At 38.2% G+C, this 13,556-nt stretch carries 14 protein-coding genes and 1 riboswitch; of the genes, 7 read left to right on the forward strand and 7 right to left on the reverse strand.

Going from position 1 to position 13,556, the window contains the following annotated elements; genetic code table 11:
* Nucleotides 1-333 precede the first annotated feature (333 nt).
* The 3 genes from AB1H92_RS11745 to AB1H92_RS11755 all read left to right on the forward strand — a co-directional run bounded on the left by AB1H92_RS11745 (nucleotide 334) and on the right by AB1H92_RS11755 (nucleotide 2,197).
* Nucleotides 334-693, forward strand: a complete 360-nt coding sequence (locus AB1H92_RS11745; protein WP_115362537.1) for a phage holin family protein — start codon at nucleotides 334-336, stop codon at nucleotides 691-693.
* A gap of 118 nt (nucleotides 694-811) precedes the next feature.
* The gene (locus tag AB1H92_RS11750; protein ID WP_243835689.1) at nucleotides 812-1,930 is read left to right on the forward strand and encodes an MBL fold metallo-hydrolase; all 1,119 of its coding nucleotides are present in this window, start codon (nucleotides 812-814) and stop codon (nucleotides 1,928-1,930) included.
* 3 nt (nucleotides 1,931-1,933) lie between these two features.
* Nucleotides 1,934-2,197, forward strand: a complete 264-nt coding sequence (locus tag AB1H92_RS11755; RefSeq protein WP_115362539.1) for a DUF3006 domain-containing protein — start codon at nucleotides 1,934-1,936, stop codon at nucleotides 2,195-2,197.
* Nucleotides 2,198-2,324: 127 nt separating this feature from the next.
* On the opposite strand, the gene AB1H92_RS11760 is transcribed toward AB1H92_RS11755, so the two are convergent.
* The 3 genes from AB1H92_RS11760 to AB1H92_RS11770 are packed head-to-tail and all read right to left on the reverse strand — an operon-like array spanning nucleotide 2,325 to nucleotide 5,239.
* Entirely contained in the window at nucleotides 2,325-3,248 is a 924-nt protein-coding gene (locus tag AB1H92_RS11760) for a dipeptidase (RefSeq protein ID WP_115362541.1), read from the reverse strand.
* A 3-nt stretch (nucleotides 3,249-3,251) separates the two neighbouring features.
* Entirely contained in the window at nucleotides 3,252-4,016 is a 765-nt protein-coding gene (locus AB1H92_RS11765; protein WP_311157253.1) for a gamma-glutamyl-gamma-aminobutyrate hydrolase family protein, read from the reverse strand.
* Complete coding sequence (locus AB1H92_RS11770) at nucleotides 3,968-5,239, reverse strand: serine hydrolase (protein ID WP_115362543.1); 1,272 nt, start codon at nucleotides 5,237-5,239, stop codon at nucleotides 3,968-3,970. The genes AB1H92_RS11765 and AB1H92_RS11770 overlap by 49 nt, the downstream gene beginning before the upstream one ends.
* 263 nt (nucleotides 5,240-5,502) lie before the next feature.
* Here AB1H92_RS11770 and AB1H92_RS11775 point away from each other — a divergent pair, with 263 nt between their 5' ends.
* Together AB1H92_RS11775 and AB1H92_RS11780 are read left to right on the forward strand one after the other, a co-directional pair.
* Entirely contained in the window at nucleotides 5,503-6,099 is a 597-nt protein-coding gene (locus AB1H92_RS11775; RefSeq protein WP_243835687.1) for a branched-chain amino acid aminotransferase, read from the forward strand.
* Nucleotides 6,096-7,037 (forward strand): TRM11 family methyltransferase, encoded by a 942-nt coding sequence (locus AB1H92_RS11780; protein ID WP_115362545.1) that lies wholly within the window; start codon nucleotides 6,096-6,098, stop codon nucleotides 7,035-7,037. The genes AB1H92_RS11775 and AB1H92_RS11780 overlap by 4 nt, the downstream gene beginning before the upstream one ends.
* 45 nt (nucleotides 7,038-7,082) lie before the next feature.
* On the opposite strand, the gene AB1H92_RS11785 is transcribed toward AB1H92_RS11780, so the two are convergent.
* From AB1H92_RS11785 to AB1H92_RS11800, 4 genes are all read right to left on the reverse strand, one after another.
* Nucleotides 7,083-7,421: a DUF3221 domain-containing protein gene (locus AB1H92_RS11785; RefSeq protein ID WP_115362547.1), complete on the reverse strand. Its 339-nt coding sequence runs from the start codon at nucleotides 7,419-7,421 to the stop codon at nucleotides 7,083-7,085.
* A 60-nt stretch (nucleotides 7,422-7,481) separates the two neighbouring features.
* Complete coding sequence (locus AB1H92_RS11790) at nucleotides 7,482-8,864, reverse strand: M17 family metallopeptidase (RefSeq protein ID WP_115362549.1); 1,383 nt, start codon at nucleotides 8,862-8,864, stop codon at nucleotides 7,482-7,484.
* Nucleotides 8,865-9,539: 675 nt separating this feature from the next.
* Entirely contained in the window at nucleotides 9,540-10,517 is a 978-nt protein-coding gene (locus AB1H92_RS11795) for a proline dehydrogenase family protein (RefSeq protein ID WP_115362551.1), read from the reverse strand.
* 273 nt (nucleotides 10,518-10,790) lie between these two features.
* Complete coding sequence (locus tag AB1H92_RS11800; RefSeq protein ID WP_115362553.1) at nucleotides 10,791-11,243, reverse strand: YaiI/YqxD family protein; 453 nt, start codon at nucleotides 11,241-11,243, stop codon at nucleotides 10,791-10,793.
* A 198-nt stretch (nucleotides 11,244-11,441) separates the two neighbouring features.
* On the opposite strand from AB1H92_RS11800, the gene AB1H92_RS11805 reads away from it, so the two are divergent.
* Together AB1H92_RS11805 and AB1H92_RS11810 are read left to right on the forward strand one after the other, a co-directional pair.
* A complete protein-coding gene (locus AB1H92_RS11805) occupies nucleotides 11,442-12,518 on the forward strand; it encodes a type III polyketide synthase (protein ID WP_115362555.1) in 1,077 nt (358 codons plus the stop codon).
* Nucleotides 12,519-12,528: 10 nt separating this feature from the next.
* The gene (locus AB1H92_RS11810) at nucleotides 12,529-13,053 is read left to right on the forward strand and encodes an isoprenylcysteine carboxyl methyltransferase family protein (protein ID WP_166739465.1); all 525 of its coding nucleotides are present in this window, start codon (nucleotides 12,529-12,531) and stop codon (nucleotides 13,051-13,053) included.
* Nucleotides 13,054-13,430: 377 nt separating this feature from the next.
* Nucleotides 13,431-13,534: riboswitch (TPP riboswitch) on the forward strand.
* Nucleotides 13,535-13,556 lie beyond the last annotated feature (22 nt).

A 13,556-nucleotide genomic window follows, 5' to 3' on the forward strand; every position in this document is an offset into this window, starting at 1 on the left:
GGGACAGACAAAGGATGTTTAGTCAGAAAATAAGTTTTTTGTTTAAGTCCAACAAAAGCCTACTGTGGAAGGTCTGTGTTACAGACAGAAAATTGTAACCTCCTTATCCCCATCGGATTAAGAAGACAGTATGGCATTATTGACTGGAAGACGAGAAAAAAGTATCGTCAGACAGAATGGTATTGTAGACAAATTTTCCGAAAGAAGTTGAAAAAGCATGGTTGCTTTTTTTAGCACCATGCTTTTTGCAATTTTTATGAAACAATAATATCTTTCAGACTTCATACAATAAGATAAGTTGATTGTAACCATTAACTGAAAGGTTGTGATTCAATGAAATGGTTCGGCGGCATTTTAGTAAATGCCTTTCTATTTCTACTGCTCTCTTTAATTATTCCTAGCTTTCATGTCGAAAGCATAGGTACCGCCATTTTGGCCAGTTTCATTTTAGCGCTCGTCAATATACTCGTCCGACCTCTGCTTGTTTTATTTACATTACCCGCTACAATTTTTACGCTCGGTTTATTCTTATTCATTATTAACGCCTTAATGTTAATCCTTACACATAAAATCGTCGGAAATGGGTTTGTCATTGACAGTTTTGGAATCGCATTACTCATTGCGTTTCTGATGTCAATCTTGAATCTGATTTTGAACACGACTGTTTTAAAAGCCTCATATAAACTCGGCTAACTTCTAGCAGAGTTTATTTGTTTCATCATTTACTCGCAATAAGAAACAGATGTGCTATAATCAGTTTCCTTGACGTTAGACTAAAGGAAAAGTTTTGTTTTATTGGAGGAAGATTAATTTGAGGAAGTTTGTATTAGTTCCTTTGCTTTTATTATCTGTATGGCTTTTAGCTAGTTGTACAAATGACGTGACGCCCCCTAATGGGAAAAAGATTGATGAAAATAGTATGCAAGTAGTAACTTTTGAAACATCTCCATTTTTACGTGTTCATTACATTGAGGCTGGACAGGCAGATGCGAGTTTACTGCAATTGGTTGATGAAGAGGAAACCATCAATATTTTAATTGATACAGGAGATTGGAATGCGAACGATGTGGTTACTTATTTACAAAAAGAAAAAATTAGCGAGATTGACTTAATTACAGTTACGCATCCACATGCGGATCATCTAGGGCAATTGGATAAAATCATTAACACTTTCACTGTTGGAGAAGTATGGATGAACGGGGACACAACGAATTCCCAAGTATTTCTGAATGCTCTAGAGGCGATTGAAACAAATGAAGTTGATTACTATGAACCAAGAGCAGGCGAAACGTTTGATATCGGTCCCCTACAAATCGATGTTGTACATCCCACCGATTTATCGTTAAATACAAATAGTAACTCAATCGTTATGCGTATCCAATACGGCGATATTGCTTTCTTGTTCACAGGCGATGCAGAGCGTGCGGCAGAAGATAAAATGCTTGCAAGCGGCGCTAATTTAAACGCCCACATTTTACATCTTGGCCATCATGGTTCTAAAACGTCAACCAGTGTACCATTTTTAGAAGCAGTCAATCCTGAAGTTGCGATTTATTCAGCAGGAATGAATAACGCCTATGGTCTTCCGGATATGGAAGTGATTGGGCGAGTAAATGCACATCATTCAATCGTTTATGGAACAGATAAATACGGTACAATATTAGTAGAGACAGATGGTCATAAATATCATATTATGACTGAAAAACAAGGCACGCTACCTCCCCCAGTTCTAGCTGATACATGTGTCAACATTAACACAGCTTCTACTGAAGACTTACAACAAATCATACATATTGGGGAGAAAACTGCCGCAGAACTTGTACGGCTTCGTCCATTTCAAACTTTGAATGATCTACTTACCCTCAACGGGATTGGTGAAAAACGTTTGGAAGATATTAAAGATCAGAATTTGGCTTGTATAGGAGGATAATAAATGGATTCAGCATACTATGATCGGATGTCAGGTAACAATCAAGCTGTACTTCTCGTAGAAAGTATTCAAAAAGAATTTATACTTCCCGCTACTTCACTCCCATCAGGTAGTAAGCCTGGCAGTTGGTTTCATGTTACTGTCCAGAATGATACCATCACTTCAATTAAAATTGATGAAGCTAAAACGAGTGCAATGAAGGACGACATCCAAAGCCGTCTAGCACGTCTTCAATCCAATAAGAAAAGTCGTTTTAAACGGCGATAATTTGAAAGGAGTCCTTAGGGGCTTCTTTTTTATTAGCTCGAGGTAGACGGGGAGTGGACAATTACTGAAAGAGTAAAAGACTAAATGCGGTCTGTTGATCCACATTTCCACATTTAGTCTATTTCCATTAAGGAAGGTTATTCAAAAAGTTTTGATAGGCAAATCCTTTTACTTCGTCTTCACGATAACGCTTTAATAATTCATTAATTAAATTTGGGTGCATGGAGGCATCTTCTAACTGAATAATTTTTGTGGAAATCCCGTCAAAGTCTGAACCTAACCCGATGTGATTAACGCCACCTAAAGAACAAAGATGGTCAATATGCAATATGAGGTCATCAATTGTCACATCGCCTTCACTTTTTACAAACTGGGGACAATAAACAACATGAACCAACCCGTTTTTTGCAAACATCGCTGACACTTGTTTATCAGATAAATTTCTTGGATGGTCACAAATTGCTTTCGCATTTGAATGACTGGCAATTGGATACTTTGCTTCTTCCATCACATCCCAAAAAGCATTTTCACTTAAATGCGAGACATCTGTTAAGATTTTATGGTCGTTATTAAATTGGACAACCTCACGTCCAAAGTCAGTGAGGCCTGCTCCCCTAGGTTCTCCCACCCCGTCAGCCGCTAAATTGGCATTATTCCAAGTGAGTCCAATAGAGCGAACACCTAGCTCATATAAAATGGTCAACTTTTTCAAGTCATTCCCAATCGCATCCACACCTTCTAACGTTAATAACGCCCCGATTTCCCCCTCTTGTAATGTATCAAAATCACTCCATTCCTTAATGAGCTTCATATTCTGATTTTTTCCGAGCACTTCTGTGTAAAAATAATACACTTGGTCCAGTACTGCTTGGAACTTTTCATTTGCATCCATATTAGGCCATATGAAAATGGCAAATGCTTGCACGCGAACATTGCCCTTTATTAGCTTTTCATAATTCGTATCCAGTTCTGGTGCGTTTTCAAATGATAATTTTCCTTTTGCTTCATATAACCTCAGTAAGACATCACAGTGTAGATCAATGACATGCATTTTTTACCCTCTACTTTCCTGGCTTTTGTGAATAAATGCCTCAAAAATTTTAATAGAAATCTTATCCTCTTTTTGTACCAATGCTTCTGGATGCCATTGTACACCTAAAACAAATGGGTGAATTGTACTTTCGATTGCCTCGATCACCCCATCGGTTGCAATGCCGCAAATCTGCAATGGTTGTGGTACATCTTTCACGGCTTGATGATGAAATGAGTTTACTTTTATCCTTTCTTCATTCACAAGTTTTTGAAGTAAACTTCCTTTTTTTAATTTCACGAAATGGCTTGGGTGACAAGTAGGTGCCTGTTGACTATGTTGAATCGTTGTTTTTTCACGTTGATGATAGATATCTTGGTACATATTTCCACCTACCGCAACATTTATAATTTGAAGACCGCGACAAATGCCAAGCAGCGGCTTTCTCGTCCGTAACACCTCTTTTGCTAATGCAATTTCAGCAACATCACGCATTGGGTCTACCTTGCCTAGGTGAATATGTGGCTCCTCGCCAAATAAAGTCGGGTCAATATCACCACCGCCCGTCAGCACAATCCCATCTACAACACGAACTAGATCCCCTATATTCTTCGATAGATTACTCGGGAGAATGATTGGGTTTCCACCCGCTTTTAAAATTGCTTGGATATATGTCGCATTGACAATGGCTGCACCCTTTTTGTTTCTGCTTGCCGTAATCCCAATAACTGGTTTGATTGCTACTCCTCCTTTTTTACGTACATGCGAAGTCCGTAAAACAATGCCCACGCCTCATCATTTTCATTGAAATAAAAACGAATAGGCTCTTCAATCGGTTTTAGAACAAGGGTCTCTTCGTTACTTGCACGAAGCATGTAATTTTTCCCTTCTACCGTTGCTTGTAGCTGTCCAATGGCTGAGCTAATTTCGATGACTGCTCCTTCTCCTGTTTGATACGTCCCGATAAACTTCGGCAATTCATACTCCTTCATATGATAATGGGGTTCAATGGACCTTAAACATGTCAATGGAATCCCAAGTGCAGCATTCGCTGCGCATAACCATATATCGCCTGCATTCACACCACTTACGTTTGTCAGCACAGCGATAACAATATTTTCTTCTGGAATAAAACCAAAGTTTGAAGAGACGCCAGGTTGTCCCCCACCGTGTTCAACAAGTGTGACGTCACCATAATTCGGTGTAATATGAAGACCATAGCCATAAGAGCGGGTTCCATGCGTTTGATGAACAGGTTGACTCATTATATTCGATTCTTTCAAATAAATTTGACCGTATTTGACTAAATCGAGTACAGTTGAACGAATGCCGCCTCCTGCCGCATAATTCCCAAGCGTTGGCCATGCACATTTTTTAAGAGATTCATTTTCAAATACATAAGGTGTGGCGACGTCATCATATTCTGCAACTTCACTTAACTCAAAAGTGGTCCTGTGCATCTCGCTTGGCAGAATGATTTCTTTTTTTATAAACTCCTTATAATTCATACCTGTGACTTTTTCAATAATCGCACCGAGTAATAAAAACATATCATTGTTATAGCAAAAATATGCGCCTGGTTCACCTAACGGTTGTATGTCCGCTTCTTTTAAATAAAGTAGATGCTCCGTAAACTCTTTCAATTGTTCTTTCCGTTCTATTGTTGGTATGCCTGTTGTATGTGAGAGCAGATGATGGATTTTAATCGCTTCAACATTCTCGTATCCGCTCAATTCAAACTGTGGAAGATGTTGTTTCACGGAGTCATCAAGAGCTAACTTTCCTTCTTCTACTAATTTCATAATCGCTAATGCTGTGAAAGATTTTGTTATGGATGCCGTACCAAAAATTGTATTTGGTGTTACCTTTTTATTATTTTCTATGTTTGCTTTTCCAAACCCTTTTGCAAATATCACTTCGTTATCTCTCGTAATTGCAACGGCAGCGCCTGGAATTTGTTCACGTTCCATGATTTCTTTAATCGCATTCTCGAGTGGTTGCCACTCTGTCATTCTCCTCATCCTTTCGTGCATTTCAATGTTGTTAATTATTTGTATGTTAATACTCTATCATATATATTCACTGTTTTTAGTGAAATCAAAAAAGCGTAACATCTATTTCCCCACATAAACGAATAACTATATACACCTACTTCCTCTGTTTTTATATACCCAAATTTCTCTCTTTTGTACACCCTAATTTAAAGTAAGATGTATCACCGTCAGATACTTATTTGTGATAGGATATAACTTGATAGTTGAAGGAGTGAAATGTTTTGTTAAAACAAAAGATGCTGAGATATATTTCAGTAACACAAAACGAATCAATGAAAATTGAGTTATATAAAGAAGAGAAACGTTACGCAGAAAAGTACAATCTCATCCCAGCTAATGTGGAAGTGATTGAAAAAGATTGCAGAACAAGATTTCAAGATGCTTACGTAGAACGTTGTGAGAAGGAAACGATTGCACTCATTATCGTGGAAACGCCTAAATTTCTAGAGGAAAAAATTGATCATTTAAAGTCCCGTCAGGAAGAATTTCTTTATGTCGAGTCAGAGTTTTTTGACTTAGTAGGTGTTGATGCACTTTCAATGGAAATCGATGATGTATTTGGCACTTATACAGTTTTATTCGGTTTGAAAATGAACAAACAAAATGAAACTGTCATTAAGACTTATTTAGACAATCATCTATCAGGTGAACGCGGCCGATATAGTGTAGCTTTTTCTGGCCAAGATAATCTGTGGAATATGAATATTGCAGTCAATTATATAGAAGGTTTCGAGGAAGACATGACATTTATAGAGGCGTATCAACTCGTCTACTCATTTATTTTCCAAATGGTCGAAACAATCGAGGAGCATCAATGAGCCCACAAAAATTGATCTACTTATATGCACGACATTGGGACGATGAGGACTTATGCCGATTAGAAATGCGTTCTTTCTTTGGATACGATTCATCGACCAATGTACTATTCAGTTCAATTCAAGTAGAACCAAGTCGGAGTCCATTTATGAAAGAACGACTTGATGTTTTATTCGAAGCACAAAGTTGGGAGGCGCTTATTCAACGAGCAGCTTCTTTAGAAATGGGGAGTGAAACTTTTAAAGTCATCAACTTAAATACTAGGACTTTAAATTCTTCGTCAAAAATAGAAATTGCAGACCGGCGCAAGCTTGAACGAGAAATCGGTTTGCAAATGAACGGAGAACCTGATTTAGACCATCCTGACGTTGTATTCGGCTTTGTCGTGATTGATGGGTATTGGTATTTTGGAAAATATGTAGAAGGCGACTCTGTTTGGCGTCGTCATCAAAACAAACCTCATAGTTATTCCACTGCACTAAGTACACGCGTTGCTAGAACTGTAGCTAATATAGCAGCACCAAATCCAGAAGGTGTAAAAGTCATCGATCCTTGTTGCGGGATAGGTAACGTACTCGTTGAGGCGCTTTCGATGGGATTTGATATCGTTGGAAGCGATATTAATCCCCTTGTGACTAGCCATACGAGAGATAACATCGCCTATTTTGGGTATACTTGTGAAGTTAAGCCCCGCCCAATTGCAAATATCACAGAAACCTATGATGTCGCAATTATTGATATGCCTTATAATATTTTTACGAAAGCATCTCCAGAGGATCAACTGGATATTTTAGTACAAGCCCGACGCATCGCGAAAAAAGTTGTTGTTGTCACAATTGATACGATTGATGAGATGATTGAAAATGCAAATTTTAACATCGTTGATAGATGTGAAGCGAAGAAAAGCAGTTTTGTTAGGCAAGTACTTGTTTGTGAGTGATTCATAGAAAGAGCGATAACGATAATCGTTTTTGCTCTTTTTTATTTATTCTTCAAGCACCTCAATACGATATGCTCTTGTTTTAGCAGGATAGGATTCAAGGATTACGTCATGCCAAATTCTAACTTTATCATTTTTCTTTAACGTCCTTATACTAGATTTATCTTTTCCCTCCATTGAGACGATAATTTCACCACTTTTATTATCTAAATCATCAATAATTGTAAAAGTATTGATGCCCTTTGAAATTACAAATGCATCGAAATATTTATCCTCATGATAGGCCGTTAAATCATCCGAATCAACATCCAATTCATCTACAGGATTCGTACTAGAGCAACCCATTAGAAAAAGCACCATGCTCATCGCAATCAAAAACCTCATAGCAATCCTCCCTTTATTTATATAAAAAATGCCCAGCCAAATGACTGAGCACTTTCAAAATTACTTAGATACAAATGTCGTAAAATCAGCTAATAGTCGCGCACCATAGCCCGTTGCAGATTTAGCATAATAGCCGGATGCTTTATTCTTTTCCATCACACCCGCCATATCCACGTGCAACCACTTACTACTTTCTGGAACAAAGCGACGAAGGAATAAGCCTGCAGTGATAGAACCTGCACTACTTAGTGAACTAATATTGTTCATATCTGCATAATCACTATCTAATGAACGATCATACGCTTCTACTAATGGCATTGGCCATACGAAATCACCGTTTTGCTCACCGATTTTCTTCATTTCAGCAGCAAGTTCCTCATCCCCGAAGACGCCGCCTAATTCTGTACCGAGTGCATTGACAACGGCACCTGTTAATGTGGCGATATTGACGATGTACTCTGCATTCCATTCGCCCGCGCGAATTAACGCATCTGCCAAAATGAGGCGTCCTTCCGCATCTGTGTTTCCAACTTGCACTGTTTTACCATTTTTATAAGAGATTACTTCACCAGGATAAACAGACGTATTATCCGGAGCGTTTTCAACCATTGGAATTAACACAACGACATTTGCTTTAGCTTGTGATTTTGCAAGTAACGTCATTGCACCAGCGACCGCTGCTGCTCCGCCCATATCCATACGCATATCACTTAAATCTTTACCGCTCTTTAAGCTAATCCCGCCCGTATCAAACGTAACCCCTTTTCCGACTAACGCAACAAGTGGTTTCGTTTCATCGCCTTTATATACAAGTTCAACGAAAGCGGGTTCGTATTGACTGCCTCGTCCAACTGTTAAAACACCGTTCATTTTCAGTTCTTCGAGTTTCGCTTTATCCAGCACATTTACTTCCACATCTGTACCTTCAAACTGCTTTTTCAATACTTCAGGGAATGTTTGTGGATTTAAGACGTTTGATACTTCATTCATTAAATCACGTGAGAAGGCCATTGCTTCTGCGCGAATTTTTCCTGCCGTAATCGCAGATTTTATATTGTCGCCTTCTTCAATTTTTAATGCTGTTTTAAAAGGTTTAACACTTGGTTTATACGTGACAAATTGATAAGCGCCTAGCTCCCAACCTTCAACAAAAGCAGTAAGAACGTCTTCTTTTTCAAATTTATTAAATCTATCGATTAGATCTGCCGCCGAAATGAACGCAGTGACTACTTTTCGACTGCCTAAATCTCTTGCTATATCTCCCGCAATGGAACGAATTTTCTCTGTCGTATAGGAGGACTTTTCTTTAATTACAATGTAGTGTGTGCCTTCTAATAAAACAGAACAATGTGCAGAAGGACTATTTTCCACAAAGTTTTTTACTGTTTCATTTTCTACAATAAGTGAGTTCGATTCAAAAATTACTTTTACGTTCGTTGACATCTTTTATTCCCCCATTATGATATGTACAATGTATAGAATTTCCTAATCTATCATATCACTTGCGAGAATTATCTTCCAATATTGAAATTAAAAAATATATATTATAAATCTTATAAAAAAAGCTCTTTGAATGGTTAAGGCCATCCAAAAAGCTAGTTTTTCTTATTAATTCCGAAAAGTATTGATTTCCGTTCCAGGCGCACGCTTTTCCAGCTTCAGGAGGCAGATGCTCGAGTCATAAGCCAAATTAGCTGCGTGACAAAAAACGTCACTCCGTTAATTCGTCTTATGCTTGTCGCATCTAGGCGCCTCCTTCAGCTTTCATTATTTCCGTGGGGCGGGCGGTGAGCCAATCGCAAAACGTAGATTGCGATTTGCCGTATTTCTGCGGTTCTTGCAGAAATTAAGGCATCCTGTTGGATATTCCTGCTCATAACGCTTCGCTTTTACTCGCAAAAACCGTTCTTCGTTACGGCTTAAGGCAAAGATGTGCTCCGAAACGCTTCGCTTTTCGGTCGCAAAAGCCGTTCTTCGTTACGGCTTTCGCTAATCCCACAGGAGTCGGCGCCTTCCACTCCAATCAATAGATATATTTCACAAAATGGACGACCATTAAACAACTAATTAGAATCAATATTCCCCATTAGTATATAAATAGGCGATTATGAAATTGATTTATTTACCTCTTTTAGTTAGACGTCCTAAAATGAATGCGCCAGCAGCAAGGCCAATCATTGTATTCGTTTTCTTATTAAATACTTGCTTTGCAACAAGGTTTAAGTTTTGTGGACGTTCTGCAAGACGACGCATGAAGTAGCCATACCAGTCGTTCCCGAAAGGAACATATGTACAGAAGTTATAGCCTTCTTTTACCAGGTCTTGCTGCATATCTGTTCTAAACCCGTAAAGCATTTGGAATTCAAACTTATCGTTCGAAATGTTGTGATCTTTGACAAACTGTTTTACATGATTAATGACATGGTGGTCATGTGTTGCAATCGATGTAAACTTTCCGTTTAATAAATGCCACTCAATAAGTTTTATGTAATTTTCATCAATATCTGCTTTATCCTGATAGGCAACTTCATCAGACTCTTTGTAAGCGCCTTTTACGATACGTAAACGCATGTCTTTATATTTATTTAGGTCTTCCTCTGCACGGTAAAAATACGCTTGAATGACCGTACCAACATTATCGTACTTCTTCGATAGTTCTTCAACAATATCAAATGATGCTTGTAAACGCGGGTAGTCTTCCATATCAAAATTAACGAAAATACCATAGTTATGTGCAGCGCTTACAATTTTCTCTAAATTTTCAAAACAAAAATCATAATCAATGTCTAAGCCGAGCTGTGATGGTTTCAATGAAATATGTGCATCGACTTCATGTGTGTGGATCGCTTCAATGACCTCAAGTATATTACCTTTTGCTTCTAATGCTTCATCTTTTTCAAAAACAAATTCCCCAAGGTTATCAATCGTACATGACATGCCCTGTGCATTTAGCTTTTTAATACTTTCCATTGTTTCAGCAACATTCGTACCAGCAACAACGCTTTGTGCCCCCATCTTCAAGCCATATTTCTTAGCAGCACTGTTTAATAATTCATTTTGGGATAACCCGATAAAGAAATCTCTTACGACAGTCATTATGATACCCCTTACTTTAATAGATTAATGAAAATTCTTTGATTAGCTAAAGAAATCCATATATCTATTTTACATGGTAGCGTCAGTTTTTTCATCTTTTTTGTGTTAATATTCTTCATTTTCGTCATGATTCGCCAAAGCACTAGTCAATCATAGCTTTCTATTCTACAAACAAAAAAACTCTACTAGTTTAGACGTTACCACTAGTAGAACTTACTCAATTGATGGAGTTCATTAAATCTCCATCATTGATATTCAAACATACGTCAACGTTCATTCTTCAATTGCTGACAGTCGTTCACAAAGTTGCCTCAAACTCTTTGAAAATCGAATATTGTTTTCTTTCGGTCTCTTCTTCGGTCCACGTAATCGTCCACCGCTCATTCGAATTTTTTGTGCTTTATGGCGTGCATAAAGAAGCTGGTCAATATTTTCTTCCGTATATAATCGACCGTTTTGATCGATAGGATGTCCTTGTTTGGCAAGTACCATTGCCGCTAACCCATAATCCTGCGTGACGACAATATCATTTTTTTGCACACGATTCACGAGGACAAAATCGACTGCATCTGCCCCTTTCGATACAATAATGGTCTCTGCGCCTTCTCGATGAATTTCATGCGCAGTATCGCATATTAACGTACATTTCAAATTATATTCACGAGCCACTTGAATTGTTTCACTGACAACTGGACAGGCATCCGCATCAACGAATATTGCAGTCATAACAATCCGCCCCCTTTTGATATTAATATTCTTGTTTACTGTTAAATATACCGTTTTGACTTGAAATGTAAAGCGATGTTGCTGAGAGAACTTGGAGACGATCCAGGTGACCTTAAACGAAGGGTACTTCCCTGAACGACTCATGACTTTTAGACATGCATCATATATTTGAATCATAAACATTTTCCGGAGGTGCCTATGCCAACCATATTATCGGTAAGTACTGTAAATCCGTCCTTTGCTATTAAGCAAACTGATGCTGTCGAATTAACACGTGCCCTATTTAAAGACAAGTTTAAAAATATTGAACGGCTATTAAAAGTTTTTGACAACGGCGAAATTAACAATCGGTATCTATGTATGCCAATCGATTGGTATAAACATGAACATGATTTTGAAGAGCGAAACCATTTGTATATTGAACATGCTGTACATTTTGGTGTACAAGCAATTCAAAAATGCTTGGTAAACAATCGCTTACGAAGAACTGTTCATCCTTCTGAAATAGATGCCATTTTTTATATTTCCAGTAGCGGAATTGCAACACCTAGTATCGAAGCACGAATCATGAATCAACTTCCATTTCGAGATGATACGAAACGGATCCCAATTTGGGGACTTGGTTGTGCGGGAGGTGCGGCTGGCGTTAGTCGAGCCTATGAATTTTGCCGTGCCTTCCCTACTGCAAATGTTCTCGTATTATCAATAGAGTTTTGTAGTTTAACTTTCCAAAAAGAAGATTACTCAAAAAGCAATCTCGTCGGGGCTTCGTTATTTGCAGACGGTATCGCTTGCGCACTAATTTCAGGTGAACAATCCACGATTAAAGCTCGACACCCATCCCCTAAAATAATTGGCACTGCATCAAAGTTCATGCCGCATTCTGAAGGCGTGATGGGATGGGATGTTAAAAACAGTGGACTTCACGTCATCTTTTCGAAGAGCATTCCAAGCATTATTACAAAATGGCTCGGACCATTTGTACATGAATTTCTCGGTGATTATGAATTAACAAACGAAGATATAACGCATTTCATTGCTCATCCTGGTGGCAAAAAAGTGCTAGAAGCATATGAAAATGCGCTTCATTTTCAACCAACAAAAACAAACATTTCCAGAGAAATATTGAGTGAACATGGGAATATGTCTTCCCCTACAATTATATATGTATTAGAACGCTTTATTGAAAACAAACCGGCCTCTCAAGACTATGGTTTAATGGCAGCGCTAGGGCCTGGTTTTTGTGGTGAACTTTTATTATTACAATGGGAATGAGGGGTCTTATTTGTTTTTAACGATATTAATGATGATTGTCATCACGCAAAGACTTACTGAATTACTCGTTGCAAAAGAAAATGAAAAGTGGATTGTTCAGCAAGGCGGCTATGAGGTCGGCGCTTCACATTATCCGCTCATGATCCTCCTTCATAGTTCATTTTTTATTGCATTCATTATCGAAGTCATTCTATTTGAACGAACACTCTCCCCGCTTTGGGGATTTTTTCTGATACTTTTCCTTCTTGCGCAAGTAGGCAGATTTTGGTGTTTATTTTCTTTAGGTAAGTTTTGGAATACAAAAATAATGATTCTTCCAAACGCGAATGTGGTAAAAAAAGGTCCTTACAAATTTTTACGTCACCCTAATTATTTAATTGTTGCCATCGAATTAATATCCATCCCACTTTTATTTAACGCTTATTTTACTGCCATTACCTTCACTTTATTAAATATATGGATGTTATCGATTCGCATTCCGATTGAAGAAAATGCTTTGAAAGAATTGACGAATTACAGTGATGTCTTTTATTAGAGGTGGGGATTTAGGAATTGGGCGGATATCTTGGTGATTTGCTCGTACATCTTGGAACGGAGAGCGGAGATAACGCCCATTTCGGAGGACATCTCAAGATTGATTGGACATCCTATTGATTTCCTAGGACATACTGCTACAGAGAGCGAAGATAATTACAGTTTCGGCGGATATCCCGAAATTTTACGATTCGAATCGGCAGCATTGACTCATTCACAAATACCGCCCTACGCACTTTGAGTTAAACGAATTTTATTGATGGCTATACTAACTATTCGGCTCCAATAATCCCGTTGCGTCTTTCCACCTATTTTCAATCAATTATTTGACTTTCTCTTTTTTCTATGCTTATACTTAGTTGAATCCAATTTCATAAGATCCACCACTAGGGGTGCTCGAAAAGAGCTGAGACTGGCGAATGCCTAAACCCTTTTAACTTGAACCAGGTAATACTGGCGTAAGGAAGAGGTGCAGACGTATAAATTCGACCCGTCTATTTTCTG

The sequence above is a fragment of the Sporosarcina pasteurii genome (genome assembly GCF_041295575.1).
Classification (GTDB): Bacteria; Bacillota; Bacilli; order Bacillales_A; family Planococcaceae; genus Sporosarcina; species Sporosarcina pasteurii.

What these genes read in the sequence shown, in the direction of transcription:
- AB1H92_RS11780 (WP_115362545.1), top strand. Translation starts at nt 6,096, where the DNA reads ATGAGCCCACAAAAATTGATCTACTTATATGCACGACATTGGGACGAT.
- AB1H92_RS11760 (WP_115362541.1), bottom strand. Translation starts at nt 3,248, where the DNA reads ATGCATGTCATTGATCTACACTGTGATGTCTTACTGAGGTTATATGAA.
- AB1H92_RS11770 (WP_115362543.1), bottom strand. Translation starts at nt 5,239, where the DNA reads ATGACAGAGTGGCAACCACTCGAGAATGCGATTAAAGAAATCATGGAA.
- AB1H92_RS11800 (WP_115362553.1), bottom strand. Translation starts at nt 11,243, where the DNA reads ATGACTGCAATATTCGTTGATGCGGATGCCTGTCCAGTTGTCAGTGAA.
- AB1H92_RS11790 (WP_115362549.1), bottom strand. Translation starts at nt 8,864, where the DNA reads ATGTCAACGAACGTAAAAGTAATTTTTGAATCGAACTCACTTATTGTA.
- AB1H92_RS11795 (WP_115362551.1), bottom strand. Translation starts at nt 10,517, where the DNA reads ATGACTGTCGTAAGAGATTTCTTTATCGGGTTATCCCAAAATGAATTA.
- AB1H92_RS11745 (WP_115362537.1), top strand. Translation starts at nt 334, where the DNA reads ATGAAATGGTTCGGCGGCATTTTAGTAAATGCCTTTCTATTTCTACTG.
- AB1H92_RS11755 (WP_115362539.1), top strand. Translation starts at nt 1,934, where the DNA reads ATGGATTCAGCATACTATGATCGGATGTCAGGTAACAATCAAGCTGTA.
- AB1H92_RS11805 (WP_115362555.1), top strand. Translation starts at nt 11,442, where the DNA reads ATGCCAACCATATTATCGGTAAGTACTGTAAATCCGTCCTTTGCTATT.
- AB1H92_RS11785 (WP_115362547.1), bottom strand. Translation starts at nt 7,421, where the DNA reads ATGAGGTTTTTGATTGCGATGAGCATGGTGCTTTTTCTAATGGGTTGC.